Source organism: Sulfuracidifex tepidarius (assembly GCF_008326425.1).
Taxonomy (GTDB): Archaea; Thermoproteota; Thermoprotei_A; order Sulfolobales; family Sulfolobaceae; genus Sulfuracidifex; species Sulfuracidifex tepidarius.
Genome location: NZ_AP018929.1, coordinates 1,684,666 through 1,705,606, shown reverse-complemented (window position 1 = coordinate 1,705,606; position 20,941 = coordinate 1,684,666). Strand labels below are relative to the sequence as shown.

Below are 20,941 nucleotides of genomic sequence, written 5' to 3'. Positions count from 1 at the left end.
AATTATTTCTAATTATATCTATCTCTGTACTTAAGAAATAGAAATTAATTTTTATATGACTAGATATATAACTATGTAGAACATTACGGGTTATAAAAAGGGTATTCCTAAAGCTATGTCTATGTCAACGCCTAAACCAAGAACTATAGAAGAATAAATGTTATAATAAAACGCTCTTCCAAAATCTCCTCTAGAAGCCAAATAGTAAGCATATGCCATTATAATTCCATGAAGAATTGTTGACAGAAAGCCTATTGGACCTAGATTATATAAATAGTCTGCAAAGAAAGCTAGTACGACTGAGCCTACCTGATTAAGTCCGGCGAATTTCAAAGCATTACTACCCAACATCACAGCAAAGCTGTGAAGACCTAATTGACTGTCGAATTCTGCGTCTGGAATATGGTTATAAAGATCGAATCCCAGTGCCCAGAATATTGTGGACAGTACGAAAAGCCATGGAACATCGTAAATAATTTGTGGTAAAGAATTATACACTTGCCCTAATACTGCTACAGCACCGCTAAATACTGCTATCCCCTGTATAGAAGCTAAATGATAGTTTGCAAACGCTGTAAATCTTTTCATATAAGGATAAGTCATTACGACAGCTGCGACTATAGGAGAAAGGAGGAAAGCCCAAAAATTAACTAGATATGCAGAAACAAAGAAGCCTATTAGTCCAATGATTATCATGACCTTCGCTTCACTTACAGATATCACTCCAGTAACTAGTGGTCTAGTACGGGTTCTTGGATTGCGTGAATCTATTTCCCTATCAGCTAGATTATCGTTAGTCATACCAGCTATTCTTAGAAAGAATAGAGCTGAGAAAATCAAAACTAAATCATATATTGAAGGTATTCTTCTTAAAACTACAAAAGCGCCTAGGTAAGCCATAGGCAAGCTAAAAAGAGTTTGCTCTATCCTTAGAAACCTCATCAGAACATAAAACTTGCTTCTATTTTGTGAAGCTCCTCCAGGATCCCAATTCACACTTCTAAAGAAGAGAGAGCTCCTTTTATTTTCTTATTAACTTGGAGGTAGTAGTCTAGCCCATCTATTAAGGCTATTACAGAAGCCTCAATCACATTCGTTGAAACGCCCTCAGTTTTCCACATGTTCGTACCATCAGAAAATTCTATAGTCACTCTTACTAAACTCTCTGTATTCTTTACTTCTCCTGGCAAAATTACTCTATAATCTGTAAGTCTTATTGAAGCTATTTCTGGGAACACTTTAACTAGAGCAGACCTTATCGCTTTGTCAAGCGCATGAACTGGACCTACACCTTCTGATACTTCTAAGTTAGAATTGACCTTAACTACCGCTATAGACATACCACTATTTTCTCCTATCACTTTCCAGTAATCTAATTTTATAAATGGATAATAAATGCCTAAAGCTTTCATAGCTATGAGCACAGCGGAAGACGGGGCTATGTCAAAGCTGTATCCCATGTTCTCTTTCTCCTTTATCAATTCAAGTGCTTTCTTCAATTTCGGATCCTTCTTGTCTATCTCTATTCCTATATTCTTCAGATATGTTAGAAGATTAGATGTACCAGATAATTCTGATATCACAAATTTTCTGTTATTCCCAACAAGAGTCGGGTCTAAATGCTCATACGCTCTAGGAACTTTTATTACTGCATCGACGTGAACTCCTGCCTTATGAGTAAAAGCGTTCTCTCCCACATAAGGTTGATAAGGATTAGGATTGATCCCAGCTAGTTCGTAAACCAACTTGGAGACTTGCTTCAGTTTTTTCATACTTTCTTCTCCATTTAGAACCATCATTTTCATTTTATAGTATATTGTAGGCAATATTTGTATAAGATCTGCATTACCAGTTCTCTCCCCTAGCCCGTTTACAGTGCCTTGTACATGCGTGGCTCCAGCACTCAAAGCTAGTAAAGAATTCGCTACAGCACATCCTATGTCGTTATGCATATGGACTCCCAGCCTAGAGGATATATTTTCTCTAACATTCTTAGTTACTTCGAACACCTCAATAGGCGTAGTTCCTCCATTTGTATCGGCTAATACTATGACGTCTGCACCTCCTTTCTCAGCATTTCTCAGTACATTCATTGCATACTCTCTGTTATCCTTATAGCCCTGATAGAAATGTTCTGCATCAAAAATGACTTTTAATCCATGCTCTTTTAGATAATGTATACTATCGTATACTATTTCCAGGTTCTCCTCTAGACTCGACTTAATGACATCTCTTACATGGAGGTCCCATGACTTTCCAAAAAGTACTGCCACATCAACGTCTGCTTCCAAAATTGAATTTAGAGACACGTCATCTTCAGGTCTTATCCCTTTTCTTCTCGTGCTTCCGAATGCAGCAATCTTTGCTCTAGATAGAGATATATCCTTCATTTTCATGAAGAACTCCTTGTCCTTTGGATTCGATCCAGGCCATCCGCCTTCTATGTAGTCTATCCCTAACTGATCTAGCTCCTGGGCTATTCGTATCTTATCCTTTAAAGTAAAACCTATATTGGCTGTCTGAGAACCATCTCTTAATGTTGTATCTAATACCTCAACAACGGATTTCTTGAACACCGAACATAGGTGAATGTAATTGAAGAGATTTATAAGGTTTGATAATAAAGATAGATCATCTGGGCTTAAACTGCTCGGGGTTGGAGTCCTAATATTCCTAGTCCTGTTAGGATTAGAATTATCATTACCTTTCTATTATCCTAGCTATGCCACAGTTGAGAACACTTTTCATTCAAATTTTAAAGAAATTAGCCTGACGCCAGGGAAAGGGGTTCTCGTAGCTAACATAAACGTTACTAAAGACGATAACACGTTAATCGCATTTATAGATGATCAAAACGATAAAGTGAATGTTACTGTAGTAGGAAATGGAAATTCTCTAACTAATGCCATAGACTTTACTGAGACTCTGCCTCCTGGGAAGTACTCCATCTATCTTTTAGATACTTCAAATAACAGTTACAACGTAGGATTTACTTATGGAATTTTCCAGGGATCCTTCATAAATAGGTTTTACTCAGGTTTAGGAATATACCAGACCGTACTAGAAATAGGAATGTCGTTAGGCGCAGTACTGGCTATAATCGGACTAATTCTATTCCTTATCTCCTTAAGAAAGAACAGACGCTAGCCATGGTAAGCCCAGAGTAATGAAACTTGGTCCAAGATGGGCTAAGAAGTCACCCGAAGAGAAAACTATTTTTTTATCTAAAAGAAAATCTAAATTCCTTTTCTTGATGCTGTCTATGAACCTTACCTTCTCATTTTCTGTAAGCCTCTTGGGTTCATAAATCACAATATCTGGATCTGATCTACGTAGGACATCATAATCTGGTTCAAAATACGCATCATAATAATTATCGAAGACATTCCTAACACCTAAAATGTGAAGTGCGTGAGTCACGTGAGTAGGATAACCGATGGTTATGGGGCCACCCAGGTCAAATTCTACGTATACTTTTACACTCTTCCTCAAGAAACATGTGTATTGACTAATAATTGAAACTAGCTTCCTTTGCAGGTTCATAGCTAGATGCTGGGCGTTCAAAACGTTGCTAATGAGTATCACATTGTCAAGGATAGAATTCAAACTATAAGGGACTGGAAGAGGATAAACAGCATAGCCTTCTTCAATGAGCTTCTTCACGAGATTCTTTTGAGCACCATAGGATGTAAGGATCACGTCTGGGGATATCTGATCAAGCATTTCGTAATTTACGTGAGTGTAACTTCCTATCTTCGGAAGGGCCTTTGCCTCTGGTGGTCTATAGCTGAATGCGTCAGTAGCCTTAACGAGATGACCAAGACCTAACATAAATATTGTCTCTGTCGCTCCGGGATCAAGAGACACTATTTTTGATATTCTCAAGGGAAGGAGAATTCTCTCGTCTAATAAGGGATTATAGACTCTCTTGGTTTCCATTGAACCCTACCTACTTGATACCTAAGCAGGTTATCACTCCCATGGCTCTTTTCTTTGGTTTAAGCAATAGTTTCCCCCCATTTCTAGAGAGAATATGAGAACATAATTCCATGTAATCATTCTCGTCTGTGGTGTACATTTCAACATCGAGCTTGCATACGTCAGTTCTTAATACATGGGTTATTCCATCAAGGAACTTCATATTTGTATGCTGAGGAACGAATAGCTTATCTACCCTTTTTTCAAAGAGGAAGGCAGACTTCATAGTAGTGAAAATAGAATATATTATGGTCTCTAGTGGGGTTGAATTAGTAAACCAGATAGGAAATAGTATCTCCCTGGGCTTTAATATAGCCTTACCAGTACCAATGTACTTCTCGTAATCTTTAGTTACTATTATATCAGCTTTATCTAGCTCTTTCACTATTTCAAATCCATCATTTATTTTTAGCTCCATGCATTTGCAATCCACTAATATCCTTACTTTTTTCTCTTCCCTCAAAGTTCTATTAACAGCAGATTTAGTCTCTGGGTTAATTATTTTTAGTCCATTTACCCATAAAAATTCATCCAGGGTAGATATTACATTCTGAGAGAAAAACGAAGTCAATACAAGTTCTGCCCCTAGTAAATCCGAGATCATACTACCTAACAGTGAACCACCTCTGGTCTCTCCTATCAAAGGAATGACATAAGATCCATCTTCTGAAATTGATATCAGAATACGATTTTTTCGTCGATTTAGTTTATTGAAATATTTTATTGCGGTTTCTGTCGAACCTATTACTATAATAACGTTCGCTTTCGTAGGATAAGTTATGAGATATCCTAGATCATCCATTATTTCAAACACACTCTTGAAAGTCGCACTTCCTTTTTTCCCCACGATCGAAATTTCCGAAATAAACAATGCATCATTAATTACACTCTATTTCCTTTTAAACGCCTTTATCAATTAATTCTATAAAAAAGGAGGAAAACCTATAATCAAAAGTACAGAATAACCCAGGAGTATAAAGGGAATTACAGGAACTCCCCATGCTACCCATATTTTATCTTCCTCTCTTAAGACTCCACTGTCTAAGAGTTCCTTGAATTTTTTCCTCCATTCCGAATCGTCTTCATCTATAGAGAAGGAAAGCCTAATTTGCTTTTTCCCTTCAGGATCAATTTCTGTTAGAGGAAATACAAATTTACTACCCAGAAATTTTTTTACTGTGATTTGTTTTCCTGAAAAGGCTAGAAGAAGCCTATTTTTTAGATTAAAGTTTTGTGGGGTATATCTATAATTTCTTAATACATTTATGAGGCCAGCTATGGTTATTGGAACTAGTGAGTATATAAGAACGATTAATGGCTCTATTCCTTCACTGATTAGAAATGAATCTCCCATCAATGTGTTCATATGTGCGTTTGCTAGGTTGAGTATTATTAAAAGAAATAGATCAGCTCCACCTAAAAGTGATAGATAGTAAAAGACTAGTATTACTATCGATGTAATTATATATGAATATGCGAAGAGAAATAAATTAAGATAATGAAAATTTAAGAAACCAAATATAACTAGAGGAGAGTAAAAAACCCATATTAGCGGATTCACCTCTCTATATTTTATGTCAAGATATGAAGTATGTGCAAGCATTACTAGAGAAAGAAGAACTTGCAAAATATTCAGCGCATCCATCCAAATCACGGCAGGAAGTCCTCCTCACTCAACCCTCTAAGGGGCAGTCTGAGGACTAGATACCCCTACTTTATCAAAGAAGATCTTAGATCTTAAAAAGCTAACTGAATAGGAAAACGATATTATCAAGATAGAAAAGCTGGAGAAGGTGTGGCGGGCCCGCCGGGATTCGAACCCGGGACCTACGGGTCTCTCCAGCGGTTAAAAGCCCGCCGCTCTGCCTAGCTGAGCTACGGGCCCAAACCTTTTCTTTCTTGAACGAATTTAAACTTAATGCTAGAAACTTGTAATGCTAGAAGACTTTAATGCTACTAGTAAAAAATCATTGTATATTGAAAATTACTTTAAAAATAAGATAAATATTTTCTTCATTGTTTTCTTAGCATTCTGGATACTCCCATAAGTTGCATCTCATTAGTGCCCTCTGCTATCTCCATTACTTTGGAGTCTCTGTAAAGTCTCTCTACCTTTGATCCTCTAGTAAGCCCATGGCCACCGTAGATGTGTAACGCAAGCCTAGATATCTCTGCAGACACTGTAGCAGCGTAATACTTTGCCATGGAAGCCTCTGAGAGTGCCTCCTTTCCCTTATCGAAGAGATATGCAGCTCTCATTGTAAGAAGCCTCGCGGCTTCTACTTTTATGAAAGCGTCAGCTAGATTGAAACCTATCCATTCCTGGTCAATTAATGCTTTACCGAATTGCTTTCTGGCATTAGCTCTGTTAACTGCTTCATCCAATGAACCTCTGGCTATTCCCACAGCTATTCCAGCGTATCCGTTTCTGCTCACCATCAAAGCTTTTATAGCTCCTTTGTATGCGTCACCTTCCTTTCCTATTATAGAGTCTTTAGGGACTCTAGCGTTATTGAATTTAACATATGATACTCCTGCCCCCCTTATTCCCATTAAGTCAAGCTTATGCACTTCTACCCCTGGGGTTTTGGAATCAATAAGAAGAAGTGAAACTCCTTGTTTATCGCCTACATTCCCGCTAGTCCTAGCCAAAACCACCATCTTAGTTGAGAAAGATCCAGCACTCGTGAAAATCTTTTCACCGTTTATTAGAAGCTCATTGCCATCGGGTTTAGCAGTGGTTTGAAATGCTCCTAAGTCTGATCCAGCTGCTGGTTCTGTTAAAGCTACAGCGTATATCTCCTTCCCTTTATTTCCTGCCTCTATCCAATCTTTAGCACTATCTCCTCCTACCGAAAGTAAAAGCTGAAGAGCATTGAGTTGCGTATGAAGACTGTGAGAAGCCCCTCCACTTTCTGCGCCAAGCTCCTCTGTAGCTATTGCAAAGGCAGTTTCGCCCAGTCCCAATCCTCCAAAGCTTGGTGGTATCTTCATTCCTAACAATCCTCTTTGCCCCATATCTTGGACTATCTTCTCTCCTCCATCGTTAGTTTCGTCCATATGCTTGGCATAGTCTTTAACTACAGTCTGTGAATATTCTCTTACTTTTGCTTGGTATTCCTCCACTTCTTTTGATAATTCGTACATAGAGATCGTTTATATAAAAAGTATAAACTGCTTTAAAGTTTAGCATTAGTTAGAAGTACTTACTCTCTCCTGCACGTGCTTCAATTAGTCGTAGAGATGAAAGGCAGAATAGTAATCACCTTTTTAAATATAAGAGTAACCGCACAACTTTCCTCTAATCCAAGTCATAGACCAATGAGGGTGTGGCGGGCCCGCCGGGATTCGAACCCGGGACCTACGGGTACCTCCACCTAGCCAGATTTTGCGGTTAAGAGCCCGTCGCTCTACCTGGCTAAGCTACGGGCCCACAAAAGAATGTTAAGATCTTAGTATAAAAAGTAATCCCTTCCTAGATTTTCCTCAAAGAATCTGTTATTAACTTAATAGTTTTTCTTTTACTTTGAAGTTTCTTTACCACTATAGCTCCTTTATACTTTCTTGACCTAGGAAATTGCTTATCCTGAAGGAATTCTGGTTCTAGACCCAAGCTTTTGCAAACAGAAATTACATTTTCGAGAGAACATTTAATTTTAGGAGATCTCCTTCCCTTACTCCTACTTTCAGCCAAAAAGTAAGAAGGCCAAATAATTATCTTTTCTCCCTTGAAATCTCTAGTGCTCATTGCTTAACTAGCACCGCATTGATAACCCCATCTTGACCGGGGCTGGATGTGACTACCGCTTCTCCTAGTTCAGTATTTATTCTAGCTCCCTTTATTATAATTCTTCTTCTTGCCAGTTCTTTATTTGCAGGAGTTGCGATAACACCCAATACTTTCACCTTCTTTGCTGTACTATCGGCAGGATTTATCACGTTGGCATAAACAGCATATCTTAACTTTACTTTCGTGTTTCCTCCCATAGTTCTTTCTTTAACTCTAATTTCTTCGTCCGATAACACGGTGTAAGTAGGGGAGCCACCTAACTCACTCTTTCTTTTGTCCCTTTTCTTACCCTTCATTCCTCCTGTAATCTTTCTCAAGTCATTTCCTTGATAAAATCCCATAAATTATCAAGATGATATTTGGTCGTTTAATAAAAATTTAAGCCCCGTAGTTCCTCTTCCGTTTTTGATAAGATCTAATTGCCCTCCATAGGTCTATCTTCCTGAAATCAGGCCAATAAGCGTCACAGAAGAATAGCTCGGAGTAGGCCATATGCCATAATAAGAAATTCGATATTCTGACTTCACCAGATGTTCTTATTACAAGATCTATATCGCTAAGCTCACTGTCATAAAAATATTTCTTGAATGTTTCTTCATCTAATTTGAGTTCTGCCATATTCGATGTTCTATACTCTTTGAGAACCCTAGCTACAGCATCTAGAATTTCTTGTCTTCCTCCATAGCATATAGCCAAAGTAAGCTTTTTCTTAGAGTAATTAGATGTTTTCTCCACGACGTTGCTTATCATAGATCTCATATCTGCAGGAAGGAGTTCCAGTTTGCCTATAGCACTTACTTTCACTTCGTTATCTCGAATTAAATCATCAGTCAGAAGATCTTCCAAACCTTTTTTGATATAACGTAATACAATATTGAGTTCATCTCTATTTCTCCTTTCACAGTTTTCTGTGGATAAGGCAAAAACACTTATGTTGCTCACATTCATATCCAACAGCCAAATCAGAACTTCCCGTAATTTCCTGTAACCGTTAAGATAAGCTTCCTCGATTTGAGCTCCCTTTAGTTTAGCCCATCGTCTATTTCCATCCGGTATTATCCCAACATGTTTAGGAAATGGACCTTGCTTTATCTGGTTCCATAGAAATTTCTCATAAACGCTATAAATAGGTCTGAATATCATTTCTTTCCCATTTTTTGCCATAGATCCTCTATCGTGTTAACATAGGAGGAAACAGATATATATATTTCTTCCAAGTTTATTTTTTCAAAGTTTGTATGTTCCAACTTGGATTCCCCAGGTCCATATGCTACTATTTCGTCGGAAATCTGAGCCAGTAAATTCATATCGCTGGTACCGGCTTTCTTAACTAATCTAGGTTTAAGACCTTGCTTCAATAAAGAACGTTGCAACGACTTCACTAGAGCAGATATAGGAGCCTTCACGGGAGGTATTTGCTCCACTATCTTAATTTCACATAGATTAAATTTTTCTTTGACTTTCTCTAGGATCTCGTTATAATTAGAAGAAACGGAAAACCTGCAATCAAAATGAAGATAACATGTGGACGGCGTAACGTTCATTGCTTCGCCACACCTCATAATGGTAGGAACTAAGGATGGAGAGTCGTAACTTGATGGTAGGTTTGAGATTTCTGAGAGTTTCCTTGCTACCTCGAGCAACAGATTCGTAGAAGAGGAAGAAGCATGTTCTCCTACGCCGTTACACACAACGTCGAAATGAGCTACACCTCTGTATTCAATAACTATGTCAGATGTGTTCGATGGCTCTCCGATTATAGTAGCCTTGAACCTTTTCCCTGAATTTAAGAGTTCTCTTGCTCCTTTGCTCTTGTTCTCCTCATCAGATAATCCAGCTACAGTAACGTCTATTCCTCTCTGCTTTAAATACCAACCAGCTAAGATCATGCTAGTGAGTGGACCTTTTGCGTCTACAACTCCACGTCCAAATACAGTTTCACCTTCTTCCTTAGGTTCTATGAAGCCGGGCACAGTATCTATATGAGATGCAAGCAAGAAATCGGAGCCGGGATTTAGATAATAGGAATGACTCTCAGTTTCCACTAGAGGAATTGATAAATCGTCTGCTATTTCCTTCATAACGTTACTAGCTTTCTCCTCTTCTCCTGAAGGAGTGTAAACTGAGGCAAGTTTAAGAAGAACTTGTCTTGCCTTCTGTTTCAAGGATTCCCTTTCTAGTTGCATTTACAGCCCACTCCATATCTTCTTTCGTAATTAAATACGGGGACAAGAATCTGATTGTAGTAATACCAGCCTTAAGAGATAGAACTTTATTGTCCTGAAGTACCTTTATGGCTAAACCTGGATTCAGTTTAAGATCTATTCCTATCATAAGTCCTTTTCCTCTTACTTCTCTTACCGATCTATGGGCTCCAAGCTCTTCAGATAGTAACTTCATAAACATATCACCTTTCGTAGCTGCCTGCTCTGGAACATTATCCTCTTTAACTACCTTTGCCGCAGCAGTAACTGCAGCTACAGCTAAGGGATTGCCTCCGTAAGTAGTCCCGTGATCGCCCTCCTCTAATTTCTGTGCTATCCATTCAGGCACGAAAACAGCGCTCACCGGAAATCCGCCTCCTATAGCCTTAGCCGAGGCAACGATATCTGGTATTACTCCATAATGTTGGTACGCCCAAACCTTCCCCGTTCTTCCGAATCCAGTTTGAACTTCATCAGCTATCATAAAAGCTCCTTTATCTTTCGTTATTTCTCTTATAGCTTTTATGAAATCTAACCTTGCTGGTATTACTCCTCCCTCCCCTTGAACAGGCTCTACAATAACGGCTGCAACATCATCACCTATGGATTTGAGAGCATCGACGTTGTTGTATTCCAAGAACTCCACTGGACCTACTAGAGGCTCAAAGGGTTCTCTATATTTCTTGTTCCAAGTTACAGACAACGATCCCGCTGTTCTTCCGTGAAAAGAGTTCTTAAACGCAACCAGCTTTTTACGCTTAGTTATTTTTTTAGCTATTTTTAAAGAGAATTCTACTGCCTCCGTACCGCTGTTTAGAAGGAAAACATATGGCATATCGTCCGGCTTTAATGGATCAAGTTCCTTCAGCATTTCCTCCCTGATGGGAGTGTCGAAGGCCGTAGTTAATGACATTACTTCGTCCAGTTGTTTTTTGATATACTCAACAACTTTATCGTTCCTATGACCTAGGAATGCTACTCCGTACCCCGCATGAAGATCCAGGAACTTATTTCCTTCGTTATCCCAAGCATATTGACCCTTAGCCTTAACTATGGACAGTCCTCTACTTTTATAAAGTTCTAGATACTTCATCATTTCTTATACCACTCCATTAGCTTGGTAATAAGATATTTTGATACATTAAAACCGGTAACCCTTACAGTATTCTTAAACTCTGGCACTCCGTTGACCTCATCTATAACGTAACCTTTCTCCTTATCCTCAAACACATCTATTCCGAGAAAGAATCCTCCTATTTTGTCTTTAACCTTCAGGGCAAGCTCCCTTAGTTCAGCGTCAATAGCAAGCGGTTCCGCTTTAGCTCCGAGGGCAGTGTTTGTGCGCCAGTTTTTAGGGTTTACTCTGTAAATCCCGACTGGTGCATCATCCCCTATAGCAAATATCCTTATGTCCCTATCAGGTTTTTTTACAAATTCTTGAATATAATAAATTGATCTGTAATACATACTTGTGAACTCTTGGTACTCCATGAAGCTTCTCAAGGAGTCCTCATCTTGTGCCTTCGCTATCATTCTGCCCCAGCTTCCTTCTATCGGTTTTATTACGACTGGATATCCTAATGTAGAGGCCGACGAAAGAGCCATATCCTTTTCCATACTGACTGCAGTTCTAGGCGTCTTTATGTCGGCTCTTGATAGAATGAAAGTAGTGAAAGCCTTATTCTCACTTTTTATGAGAGTCACGTAGTCGTTAACTATAGGGATTCCTTGACTCTCTATTAAGAACGAAGTCATAACCGCCCTGCTGTGAGAAACGTTCCTTTGTATAAAGAGGTCTGCTTCTATATCAATATTTGAGTCTGAATAAAAAATACCTTGCTTGGAATAAAACGGAATAACTTGATGCCCCTCATTCTTCGCTTCCTGAATAATGTTCTTCTCTTCCCATCTTGGTAGGTCGTATGCTATACCTACCTTCACTCTCCCCAATCCTCTCCTACTTGTTCTGCTAGCTTTAATGATAACTTATCTCCATTCTTTACAACTTCAAGCTGAGCTCCACATTCATGTTCTACCAACTCTCCTGGCAAAGCATCATCTTCAACTGTAACATCTCCTCCACAGACTGGACACTTCAAGACGACCATATTCGAAACCCAATTAACCAACCACGGCAAGGAGAAAAAGCTTTTTCATAAAAAATGGTTTCATTCTAGAACCATGTTCTAAGTATTATCGTACTGTTCGTTCCCATTACTCCCTGAATGCTTCTTATTTCGTCTATGGTTCTGTTTATGGACGAGATATTTGTTCCACGAACAACAACTATTATATCATAGTCTCCAGTAGTTTCATAAACTACTTCTACTCCCTGAGTTTTAGCTATCTTCTTCGAGATCTCAGGTGTAGGTATTTGAGGAGAAGACTTTACCATCACAATAGCCTTAACTTCATTAGCTAACTCATAGTCTATAGTAAATCTCTTAATAATACCTATACGTATTAGTTTTTCAATTCTCTTTCTTATGGCTGCTTCGCTTACCTTTAGGTCTTTAGCAATGAGAGTGTATGGAGTTCTCGCATTTTTCTTCAGTATTTCTAGTATACGCTGGTCATTCTCATCTACATCAGCCATTACGTATCACCGTCCCATTTTCGGATAGAGCGTTAGATATAGGATCTTCTATAATACCTGAGGAGATCACTACTTTCTTAACGCCGTTCTCCACAGCCTCTAACCCCATAAGTACCTTTCTGTTCATACCTGGACCAATTTGATTTACTATTTCCTTACTTTTAGTAGTTGATATCTCTTTTAGAACTGTATCGTTCAATTTCACACCTTCTACATCAGTTAATAGTATTAAGTATTCAGCTTTTAAGGAAGTAGACAGAGCATAAGCCATCTGATCTCCATCTACATTGAGCATACTGCCTTCCTCTACATCAACTGCTAACGGAGACATTACTACGCTGTCAAAATGCTCTAAAAGTGAGTTGATCTTCACTGAGTCCACTTCTTTTATTTTCCCCGTAAATCCGCCTTCAATTATCATTTTCTTTCCTCTTTCGTTTATAATAACTATTCTTTTCTTCCTTTGAGCTATTACCATCTTTCCATCTGCGCCCGTGATTCCTATTGGATTTCTACCGAGATTCACCAAGCCAGTAACTATTCTTTTATTAATCCAGCTCATAACCATAATGAAAACATCAAGCTCTTCTTTGGAAGTATACCTGCTACGTATCCCCTCAGGCGAGGTAACAAACTTAGGCTCCACGCCTAGCTTCATTGAGTATTCCGTCACCAGATCGCCTCCTCCATGAACTAAAACGAATTTCTCATTTACTTTTGATAGACTCTTGATCAAATTTTGTAAATTGTTCTTTATTACTCTCCCTCCAGTTTTTACTACAATCATATCAGGCAGGCCTCAGGGGTGGTATTCTCAGTCCCTCATCTTCGTCCAGACCTACAGATAGATTAAATGCCTGAATCGCTTGGCCGGCTGCACCTTTTACCAAGTTGTCTATAGCCGAAAACATCGTAATCCTTCCTACTCTAGATTCTGTAGCAAAACCCACGTCTGCAAAATTACTACCTATTACGTACTTTGGATCAGGATAGGGGTGAATATTTCCTCTTATTATTCTTATGAATTTTCTACCACGGTAAAATGAGGCTAAATTTTTCCAGAGAGTCATATCATCTACTTCTCCCCACGTATGAGCTGATGCTAAAGCTCCCCTTACACTACTCACAGCGTGAGGAACTATACTAACCTTTATTTTATCCTTAGCGAGCAGTGAAAGTTCCTGTTCCGCCTCTGCAGCATGCCTGTGTCCCTCAGCATCATAAGGCCTTATTGCGTTCTGTCTCTCTGGATGATGACTACCTTCCGATGGTTTAGCCCCGCCTTCACTACTGCTTACTTTCACATCACTTACAAATTTGTTAGAATCTACTACTTTTGAAGCTACTACCGGGGCCAAAGCAAGGATCGTAGCAGTAGCGTTGCAACCAGGAGACGCAATTAGTTTGGTATTTTTTAATTCTTCATAATGAATTTCTGGAAGACCGTAAACAAACTTCTGTAGCAGATCTGGATATGGATGTTCGTAGCCATACCATTCTTTATACAGTTCAGAGTTCTTTAACCTAAAATCGGCGCTCAAATCTACTACCCGCATTCCCCTTTCTACTAGATCCGGAACATACTTGACTGATACCTTATGTGGAAGGCCTAGAAAAACAGCATCTGCCTTTTCAGTAATTTTATCCATATTTAAATCTGAAAAGCTTATCGATAAAAAACCCTTCAAATTTGGATGAACGAGGGATATAGGCTTACCTGCATATTCTCTAGACGTAACTGCTGTTATCTCAAGATGTGGATGGATAGATAGGAGCCTTAGCAACTCTCCCCCAGTATAACCCGAACCTCCAATTACGGCAACTCTAACTTTGGATTCCATTAAAACCAATATAGATTATAAATAGTTTTAAACTATTAGTATACCTTTGAATGGAATCTGATATCGAAGAACTGAGAAAATTTTTAGAGAATAAGATATCCTCTTTAAGAAAAGAATTAGAGCTCTATGAATACCTTTTGAGCATACTGGAGTCTGGTTACATGCCTTCTATAAAGGGAACTAAAGGAACATTAGAATATATAAAAAATAAAAGGGGCGAAATAGTAGCAGATGTGATATACACCCCGCCCGTAGTCAAGGTAATTGTCAAGGCTAGACAGAACATATCTAAAGTCTACATCACCGCTCTCTCAAAGATTTTGGACTCCGAGAAAATTATTAGCAAGATAGATTACGACATAAATATAGACAAAGACGAATTACGAGAGATAATAATTAGAAATGTAAATAATGATATAATATTTAGTAAAATAAAGGCTGGTTTGCAATCTATTCTAGAAAGGGCAACAACTCAGTGAGATTCTTTAATGAAATTGAACAGAGATACTACTAGAGGCCTCGGATCTCCCAGAAATCTAATTACGCCCTCTCCTTTTCCTAAGTATTCTATTGTATTCCATAAAATTTCATCATTGATGTCCATGAAACGTTTGACTTCCTTCCAGAACTCTTTATCACCATTATTTAACACTACAAGCAGACCTGAATTGTCTATATAGATAGGAAGGTTCTCTCCAAGATCCTCTAGATTCTGTGAAGACATAATAATTGAGATTCCATGGCCTCTGCCTTTCTTTATTATGTCTGCAATTATCGAATAAGTAGAGTTTTCATCCTTAAGTAACGTCCACGCCTCGTCGACAATAATAGCAATTCTATTACTTTCATCAGTAATTTTCTGAGAAAACTTGTTATAAATTCTAAGAATGACCGTGTATATTATAAATTTTTTTAATTCATCGGACTTTATTAATGTTAAATCCACAACGTTTATTCCTCCGTACTCCAACCTTGAGAGAACGTCACCATTAGAGTTTGACGATGGCTCAATATAATCCAGTATATCGAATATTTTTTCAAATAAGTTTTGCTCGTCAAAATTCTCAATTGAACCCCTTACATGATTTTTCATTTCTTTCCATGATCTAATCCTACCATTAACTGAGTCCCTAAGGAGCTTATATAAAATAGATGATTCCACACGATTTAGTCTGAATGATGCAGATATTACAGATTCCAACTGAAGCACTTTTATCTCATCAGGAACACTCCATTCCTGAAAAGATCCTACAGAGTAAACTAATGGGTTTATAACTTTAAAAGGCAATTTATATTCTCTTAATCTTTTCTTTATATCACCTTTTATATCGAAGAATACAACTGATGAGTCTAGACTTAGATTATAAAGAGAACCAAGCCACAGCAGAAATTCAGTTTTACCAGAACCGGTAGGTCCTATAACTATTGCATGTCTATTTGAAGTTAAAAACGGATTCCAGAAAATTAGCTTATTATGTATGATTTCCTTTCCTATAGGTATTCCTGACTCTATTAGGTCAAAGTTAGGCTCCTTTTCTATAGAAAATGGGGTCATAAAAGGAATATGAAAAGAAGTAGTGACCTTGGTTTTTTCTTTTCTTACAGGATATATCAAGCTTGAAAGAACAGTCTGTGTTTCCTTTTCGTCTGCTTCTCTGCACCTTATACCTATTGCCTCTAGACCTCTTTTGATTACCCTAACAGATTCTAAGGCTGTACCCTTATCAGTTGATGATATTAAAATAAACATCTGATATCTGAACGGGACTTCTCCTTCTTCAATTTTTGAAAGAATTGAAGTTAAAACCTCAACCTTCCTTTTCGCTTTCTCATTAGAGGGATCGTTTTCCAAGATTACCTTGAGGTTCTGTATATTTGATACAATAGAGTCTAAATATTTTGTTTTATCGATAGGTATTTTCCTTAGTATCAAATCTACACCGTTTACGGTTCCAATAATTTTGTAGAACGAAGCTATTTTAGATTTTAATGAAGTTTCAGTAAAGTCTCTATAATCTGCACGGATGTCCTCTACGACCAGTACGGCTTTATATGAGTTCCTGTTGAGTTGAATGAGATTTCTGTCAACTGTTATACTTAATTTCTCGTTATGCTGATACTTAAAGAAGATAATAAGTAAAACAATTGATATTATTGAAACAACAGATGCAAGATACGTAGATGAAAAAAATGAATAGATAGCAAAAAATCCGAGCAAAAGCAGAGAAATAAATAGCAACTTCTCTTTGTCTACGGTAATCATAATAATATGACTTTGAATTTAATGACACGCAGATGGGAGTGAAAGTAAAACGAACAATATTTTACATATAACTTAGCTTATTTTGAAGATAAGAGATATAAATGCAATAAAGTGCATTTTTGACACGTTATAGCTCTATATTGGCGTGAACTAAACGTAGGTCTTCTTCGGTTTTCTTAAGTCTTATCATTAAGTCGGCAACTATTCCATCTAAGAATATCTGTGTAGTGTCCTCAAAAAGTGTTCCTAACGGAGCTAAAGGTTCTGTTATGCCCAATATTTGTCTCGTAAAGTAGTCTTCTCCCTTAGAATATTTAGTCCTTCCAGGAATTTCAACTACTACATCAGCTACTCTTGCTAATGGACTATCTGCATAGCTCGTTATAGCAATTAATTTAGCTTTTGCTTCCTTTGCGGCTTCTGCTGCAGTATATATCAGCTTTGTCCTACCTGAACCAGATATTGCTATAACTAGATCTTTATCTCCTATAGCTGGAACTATTGTTTCCCCTAAAACATAAGCATTATATCCTAAATGAAGAAGTCTCATAGCAAATGCTCTTCCTACAAGACCGCTTCTGCCTGCTCCCATTACAAGGACTTTTCTATCATGATGATTCTTATAGAAATCTTCCAATTCTTCTACCATCTTATTTACTTGTTCTGGTTTTATTGACTGAGCGGCTCTAAGTATAAACTCTGCTATATCATACATGGTTTTGGTAGCGAGGGGCAAATTTTGAGAAGAATTTGACAAAATCTAACCGCCTGCCTTCATTATACTGCTTAAAAATTTAAAGCTTTTTCTGATAGGGCGAGTTGAGTTATATACTCAATGGCATTTACTATTAACTTATGTCTACAAGATGGAATCCTTCGTGGAAAATAGTGAAAACAACCATAGACAAGGAAGAAGTTGATGTGTGCTATGATTCGTCCTCAAAGCTCTATGTCTGTCCGTTATGCTCACCAGAATGTAAAAGAGGCGAGCTCCCTACATATAGTTCATATTTCTTTAACTTAGAAGATATGAAGAGACATATGCAAGCACATAAGTATGAACTGTGGAAGAAGAAAATGACAAGAGCAAATGAAACGAAAGTTGAGGAGAGTGAGGATGAGGAAATCGAGAACGAATAATATCGTTCTTATGTCCAGCTTTACCATAGATAATTATGAAAATAATGAAAGACCTGGTGGGCCTGCTCTGTTTTCTACTCTCGGAATTATAAGAGGTGGAGGTCTTCCTAGCCTAATAGTAGGAAGAGGATCCGATTTCCATTTTAGTCTAAAATTAATTGAAGATTTTATTTATAAATTAATACTGGGTAAAAATACTTTTTATTTTAAAATAGAAACGCTTAGCGATGGAAAGAAGAAGGTAAAGCTTTTGAAAAGCGGGCCAAAGATTAATGCACTTCCGAATGACGGAATCGGAGTTCTGCTTAACCCTGTTTGTAGAGAAATAGATGGAGAAAGTATTTATAGAATAGAAATTCCTATAGCAATAGATATTCAGGGATTCTCTAGAATCTGCAAGGAAAATATGGAAGTATCGCTTTCTGAGCCTGAGTTCCCTGTATCAAAAAGTTATCTAGTTCTTCATGGAAACTCAGATGAAATAAATTCCATTTATGATAATTTACATACCATTTTTAAATTTGGTTTTAGAGAGATATTAATCTCATATGGGCATGATGGTTTTGAATTACTTACAAGCGATAATAAATCGTACTATTACAATCCTACAGTTATAGGCCCTAACGAGATTGGTAACGGAGACTTCCTTATAGGCTCTTACTTTGCGTTGAGGTTGAGCAGGGTGGAAATAAGCGATGCAGTTAAAAAGGCGGGAGAATTGTCAGATAAATTTAGTAATGAGAATATTTCTCTACTATTTGCTCTATAGAGTAGTTCCTCCATCTCCCTAATCTACCTTCAAAAATGTAATCCTCCGTGTTTTCGGGAGAACCGTAAAGAATAGCTTCGCTAATAACCTTGCTTCTTTGAGAAATGATGTCTTCGTAGTTTAGGATCTTCTCTCTCCTGAGATCTGACAATAATCTGTATATATCTATAATCTTATCTTTTATATCGAAAAAGGAGTAAACGTAAATTGATGATAGTCCTGCACTTGGAAAGTCGTTTATGTGATAAACGTGAGAAAACGATGTGGATGATCCACCTTCTAAATTGATAAAATTTTGATCTGCTTTCTTTTTACTTATAAAAACTGATAGTAAAGCATTATTATATTTCAGATTTGAGACGTCTTTGCCTCGATCGCGTAGAAATAATCTAATAGAAGTTGTATTTATTATATCTCCTTCAATCTGTATTAAGCCATGATATTTAGTTAAAATTCCTTTTTTATCTATTATCTTGGCGCTATCTTTCATTATATGAACTTTCTTCTCGATGTTCGATAACACTGTAGAGACATTTTCAATTAGAAACATGTTTTCGCTCTTTGGAAAGAGCCAGTCTGGGATTTCATCGCAAAAAGGACATATCTTCGCTGCAAAATATTTCTCCTTGTTAATGCTAATATCAAACTTAATTTGCCTGAATCTAGCGCCATATTGTTCTAGAAAATCTAATCTAGTATTCACCAAAGGAACAGCTAAGGTCAGACTTATGTTGTCAAGTTGAAATGTAGAAAGAACTCCTCCTACATGAGGTTGTTCCTCTATTACGGTATATCCTCTATTTACGGAAATTAACAGTCCAGTCAACCCACCGCCGATAACTGCATTACTTAAGATCAAAGTTGTAAAATCAACCTTATTGAAGGTTCAAAAAGCTGTTGCAACACCATGAGGTGGAGGGTATTGCCTGTTAGTTACTGGAAGTTCAATCATAGAGTTATCGGCCACTTCCTCTCCTTTAAGTAAACGGTCTATAAATTCATCTATTTCCAGTTCACTTAAGAATGGGACTTTATATTGCCTCTCGCTTATTATTATTTCTGGGTTATCGTCATATAGCAGATTAAACTCTATATCTAAAGCCATTTTACTGTAGTTCTCCAGAGAAAGCCTCTTATACAACGCCTTTAGTACGCCTAAGTCTCCAGACGGACCAAAGATAACTTTAATTGTAAACATATGCTAATCAAAAATATAGCTTACACTCCATTTCTTTAAAAGGGATGGGGTAGATATTACGAGGTCACAATTAGGTTCAATTATATTGAATGGATCAGCTATATTTGGTTGTTCTTCGTCCAAGGATGAAGCGGTGAAAATCTTAAAAAAGGCAGCTTCACTTTATCCTGATTTTACAACAAGCCTTCTAGATCTAAACGAAATAGACGATAAAATTCATGCAGTAGATATAGATCCAGATATGGCAGATTTCAACGGATACTGTGTATCAATTGAAGTGCCGGAAAAGTTATATTAAGCATGAAAGAAGATTTCTGTGGAGAAAAACATAATGGGCTCGTAGTCTAGTGGTTAGGACGCTGCCCTCACACGGCAGTGATCCGGGGTTCAAATCCCCGCGGGCCCACTGGGGGTATCCCAGACCCCCACTCCTCTTTTTTCAATTTCTCGTAAGTTTCGGCTACGTCAGTTAAAGGACCTATGTAACGTTCCTTTACGTTACCGCCTTCATACTCTAGCTTGTAAACGTAATACCGATCTTTCCTTTCCCTTAAGATGAAATACCCGAACTTATAACGGCGTTGTTTTTCCGTCATTTTCACTTCTAGTATTATGGTTGCCAAAACGCGTTTATAAGGGTTGACAACACGTCAATTTTTGCCTACAAAAAACGTGGAGTTGAAATGAGACGGCAAAGATTCCTCAGTGCCAAGACAAACTGAGTTAGTACCACGTTCAGTAAACAAAGTCTATCACGACTATCTTTCAATTCGCCCTAAAAAGTAACGTGCTTCCCTGTGGTGAAGGGGACGCTCAAATAAAAGTACACGGGTAGAGAAAAACGTTTAAGGCTTCAATACGCTCTCACTAACTAACGACTCTCTTCCGTTACGCCGTATTAGGTAATAAACGCCCGGCGGGAATTTCTTATTATTATATATGAAAGACTTCTTACTATCGTCGGTTAGCTTTACCTCCACGTAGTCGCTCTTCAACTCGCCAAAAGGCGTTAGCCAAACCCACTCCACGATCTCATAGTCGTCTGTAGGGGGGTACCTCCTACCACCCCCACTGCTATCCTCTTTCACTTTTTCGTAAGTATCAACCATGTCAGCTAAAGGATCTGCATAAGTTCCATAGTAAGAGCGTTGTTCTTCCAGCA

At 37.8% G+C, this 20,941-nt stretch carries 27 protein-coding genes and 3 tRNA genes; 6 read left to right on the top strand and 24 right to left on the bottom strand.

The annotated features are described in order from the left end of the window. Nucleotides 1-90: 90 nt before the first annotated feature. Both IC007_RS08835 and cimA read right to left on the bottom strand, forming a co-directional pair. A complete protein-coding gene (locus tag IC007_RS08835) occupies nucleotides 91-996 on the bottom strand; it encodes a 4-hydroxybenzoate octaprenyltransferase (protein WP_054844818.1) in 906 nt (301 codons plus the stop codon). Then, a complete protein-coding gene (gene cimA / locus IC007_RS08830; RefSeq protein ID WP_054844819.1) occupies nucleotides 993-2,609 on the bottom strand; it encodes a citramalate synthase in 1,617 nt (538 codons plus the stop codon). The genes IC007_RS08835 and cimA overlap by 4 nt, the downstream gene beginning before the upstream one ends. On the opposite strand from cimA, the gene IC007_RS08825 reads away from it, so the two are divergent. Then, the gene (locus IC007_RS08825; RefSeq protein ID WP_149528627.1) at nucleotides 2,596-3,147 is read left to right on the top strand and encodes a hypothetical protein; all 552 of its coding nucleotides are present in this window, start codon (nucleotides 2,596-2,598) and stop codon (nucleotides 3,145-3,147) included. The genes cimA and IC007_RS08825 overlap by 14 nt on opposite strands. Here the strand turns inward: IC007_RS08825 and IC007_RS08820 are convergent. From IC007_RS08820 to argC, 16 genes are all read right to left on the bottom strand, one after another. Further along, nucleotides 3,127-3,939, bottom strand: coding sequence for an ABC transporter substrate-binding protein (locus tag IC007_RS08820; protein ID WP_054844821.1), 813 nt, complete (start codon nucleotides 3,937-3,939; stop codon nucleotides 3,127-3,129). The two genes, IC007_RS08825 and IC007_RS08820, sit on opposite strands and share 21 nt — an antisense overlap. 10 nt (nucleotides 3,940-3,949) lie before the next feature. After that, nucleotides 3,950-4,825: a hypothetical protein gene (locus IC007_RS08815; RefSeq protein ID WP_149528626.1), complete on the bottom strand. Its 876-nt coding sequence runs from the start codon at nucleotides 4,823-4,825 to the stop codon at nucleotides 3,950-3,952. A 75-nt stretch (nucleotides 4,826-4,900) separates the two neighbouring features. After that, the gene (locus IC007_RS08810; RefSeq protein ID WP_054845175.1) at nucleotides 4,901-5,623 is read right to left on the bottom strand and encodes an A24 family peptidase C-terminal domain-containing protein; all 723 of its coding nucleotides are present in this window, start codon (nucleotides 5,621-5,623) and stop codon (nucleotides 4,901-4,903) included. Between the two features lie 151 nt (nucleotides 5,624-5,774). After that, nucleotides 5,775-5,863: transfer RNA gene (locus IC007_RS08805), tRNA-Lys, on the bottom strand. A gap of 128 nt (nucleotides 5,864-5,991) precedes the next feature. After that, nucleotides 5,992-7,125 carry an acyl-CoA dehydrogenase family protein gene (locus IC007_RS08800; RefSeq protein WP_054844824.1) on the bottom strand — a complete coding sequence of 378 codons (1,134 nt, stop codon included), beginning with the start codon at nucleotides 7,123-7,125 and terminating at the stop codon, nucleotides 5,992-5,994. A gap of 183 nt (nucleotides 7,126-7,308) precedes the next feature. Continuing rightward, nucleotides 7,309-7,411, bottom strand: a tRNA-Lys gene (locus tag IC007_RS08795). Between the two features lie 42 nt (nucleotides 7,412-7,453). Then, entirely contained in the window at nucleotides 7,454-7,726 is a 273-nt protein-coding gene (locus IC007_RS08790) for a signal recognition particle subunit SRP19/SEC65 family protein (RefSeq protein WP_054844825.1), read from the bottom strand. Then, nucleotides 7,723-8,109 (bottom strand): 30S ribosomal protein S8e, encoded by a 387-nt coding sequence (locus IC007_RS08785; protein ID WP_054844826.1) that lies wholly within the window; start codon nucleotides 8,107-8,109, stop codon nucleotides 7,723-7,725. The genes IC007_RS08790 and IC007_RS08785 overlap by 4 nt, the downstream gene beginning before the upstream one ends. A gap of 37 nt (nucleotides 8,110-8,146) precedes the next feature. After that, the gene (uppS, locus tag IC007_RS08780; RefSeq protein WP_054844827.1) at nucleotides 8,147-8,932 is read right to left on the bottom strand and encodes a polyprenyl diphosphate synthase; all 786 of its coding nucleotides are present in this window, start codon (nucleotides 8,930-8,932) and stop codon (nucleotides 8,147-8,149) included. Next, nucleotides 8,908-9,954, bottom strand: a complete 1,047-nt coding sequence (locus tag IC007_RS08775) for an N-acetyl-lysine deacetylase (protein ID WP_054844828.1) — start codon at nucleotides 9,952-9,954, stop codon at nucleotides 8,908-8,910. The genes uppS and IC007_RS08775 overlap by 25 nt, the downstream gene beginning before the upstream one ends. Beyond that, the gene (lysJ, locus tag IC007_RS08770) at nucleotides 9,902-11,068 is read right to left on the bottom strand and encodes a [LysW]-aminoadipate semialdehyde/glutamate semialdehyde transaminase (protein WP_054844829.1); all 1,167 of its coding nucleotides are present in this window, start codon (nucleotides 11,066-11,068) and stop codon (nucleotides 9,902-9,904) included. The genes IC007_RS08775 and lysJ overlap by 53 nt, the downstream gene beginning before the upstream one ends. Continuing rightward, nucleotides 11,065-11,913 carry a lysine biosynthesis protein LysX gene (gene lysX, locus IC007_RS08765; protein ID WP_149528625.1) on the bottom strand — a complete coding sequence of 283 codons (849 nt, stop codon included), beginning with the start codon at nucleotides 11,911-11,913 and terminating at the stop codon, nucleotides 11,065-11,067. Before lysX ends, lysJ begins: the two co-directional genes overlap by 4 nt. After that, nucleotides 11,910-12,080, bottom strand: coding sequence for an alpha-aminoadipate/glutamate carrier protein LysW (gene lysW/argW / locus IC007_RS08760; protein ID WP_054844830.1), 171 nt, complete (start codon nucleotides 12,078-12,080; stop codon nucleotides 11,910-11,912). Before lysW/argW ends, lysX begins: the two co-directional genes overlap by 4 nt. Before the next feature lie 65 nt (nucleotides 12,081-12,145). Then, on the bottom strand, nucleotides 12,146-12,568 hold the full coding sequence (gene lysM, locus IC007_RS08755; RefSeq protein ID WP_054844831.1) for an HTH-type transcriptional regulator LysM: 423 nt from the start codon (nucleotides 12,566-12,568) through the stop codon (nucleotides 12,146-12,148). Next, nucleotides 12,561-13,355 carry a [LysW]-aminoadipate/[LysW]-glutamate kinase gene (locus IC007_RS08750; protein WP_149528624.1) on the bottom strand — a complete coding sequence of 265 codons (795 nt, stop codon included), beginning with the start codon at nucleotides 13,353-13,355 and terminating at the stop codon, nucleotides 12,561-12,563. Before IC007_RS08750 ends, lysM begins: the two co-directional genes overlap by 8 nt. Nucleotide 13,356: 1 nt before the next feature. Beyond that, the gene (argC, locus tag IC007_RS08745; RefSeq protein WP_054844832.1) at nucleotides 13,357-14,409 is read right to left on the bottom strand and encodes an N-acetyl-gamma-glutamyl-phosphate reductase; all 1,053 of its coding nucleotides are present in this window, start codon (nucleotides 14,407-14,409) and stop codon (nucleotides 13,357-13,359) included. 50 nt (nucleotides 14,410-14,459) lie between these two features. On the opposite strand from argC, the gene IC007_RS08740 reads away from it, so the two are divergent. Then, nucleotides 14,460-14,888: an ATP synthase mitochondrial F1 complex assembly factor 1 gene (locus tag IC007_RS08740; protein WP_054844833.1), complete on the top strand. Its 429-nt coding sequence runs from the start codon at nucleotides 14,460-14,462 to the stop codon at nucleotides 14,886-14,888. Here the strand turns inward: IC007_RS08740 and cedB are convergent. Together cedB and hxlB are read right to left on the bottom strand one after the other, a co-directional pair. Further along, on the bottom strand, nucleotides 14,882-16,672 hold the full coding sequence (gene cedB / locus IC007_RS08735; protein WP_054844834.1) for a DNA import protein CedB: 1,791 nt from the start codon (nucleotides 16,670-16,672) through the stop codon (nucleotides 14,882-14,884). The genes IC007_RS08740 and cedB overlap by 7 nt on opposite strands. A 127-nt stretch (nucleotides 16,673-16,799) precedes the next feature. Then, nucleotides 16,800-17,387, bottom strand: a complete 588-nt coding sequence (gene hxlB / locus IC007_RS08730; protein WP_370685209.1) for a 6-phospho-3-hexuloisomerase — start codon at nucleotides 17,385-17,387, stop codon at nucleotides 16,800-16,802. 140 nt (nucleotides 17,388-17,527) lie between these two features. Between hxlB and IC007_RS08725 the strand changes: the two genes are divergently transcribed. After that, nucleotides 17,528-17,812: a hypothetical protein gene (locus IC007_RS08725; protein WP_054844836.1), complete on the top strand. Its 285-nt coding sequence runs from the start codon at nucleotides 17,528-17,530 to the stop codon at nucleotides 17,810-17,812. Next, nucleotides 17,790-18,581, top strand: a complete 792-nt coding sequence (locus IC007_RS08720) for a carbohydrate kinase family protein (protein WP_149528623.1) — start codon at nucleotides 17,790-17,792, stop codon at nucleotides 18,579-18,581. Before IC007_RS08725 ends, IC007_RS08720 begins: the two co-directional genes overlap by 23 nt. On the opposite strand, the gene IC007_RS08715 is transcribed toward IC007_RS08720, so the two are convergent. Then, nucleotides 18,544-19,440 (bottom strand): NAD(P)-binding protein, encoded by an 897-nt coding sequence (locus IC007_RS08715; RefSeq protein WP_054844838.1) that lies wholly within the window; start codon nucleotides 19,438-19,440, stop codon nucleotides 18,544-18,546. The two genes, IC007_RS08720 and IC007_RS08715, sit on opposite strands and share 38 nt — an antisense overlap. Before the next feature lie 27 nt (nucleotides 19,441-19,467). After that, complete coding sequence (locus tag IC007_RS08710; protein ID WP_054844839.1) at nucleotides 19,468-19,779, bottom strand: hypothetical protein; 312 nt, start codon at nucleotides 19,777-19,779, stop codon at nucleotides 19,468-19,470. 133 nt (nucleotides 19,780-19,912) lie between these two features. Here IC007_RS08710 and IC007_RS13340 point away from each other — a divergent pair, with 133 nt between their 5' ends. After that, a complete protein-coding gene (locus IC007_RS13340) occupies nucleotides 19,913-20,077 on the top strand; it encodes a hypothetical protein (RefSeq protein WP_162302126.1) in 165 nt (54 codons plus the stop codon). A 35-nt stretch (nucleotides 20,078-20,112) separates the two neighbouring features. Beyond that, a tRNA-Val gene (locus IC007_RS08705) sits at nucleotides 20,113-20,185 on the top strand. On the opposite strand, the gene IC007_RS08700 is transcribed toward IC007_RS08705, so the two are convergent. Both IC007_RS08700 and IC007_RS13850 read right to left on the bottom strand, forming a co-directional pair. After that, nucleotides 20,145-20,375, bottom strand: coding sequence for a putative integrase (locus IC007_RS08700; protein ID WP_084739598.1), 231 nt, complete (start codon nucleotides 20,373-20,375; stop codon nucleotides 20,145-20,147). The two genes, IC007_RS08705 and IC007_RS08700, sit on opposite strands and share 41 nt — an antisense overlap. Nucleotides 20,376-20,624: 249 nt before the next feature. Then, nucleotides 20,625-20,888, bottom strand: a complete 264-nt coding sequence (locus IC007_RS13850; protein ID WP_370685235.1) for a hypothetical protein — start codon at nucleotides 20,886-20,888, stop codon at nucleotides 20,625-20,627. Nucleotides 20,889-20,941: the final 53 nt, after the last annotated feature.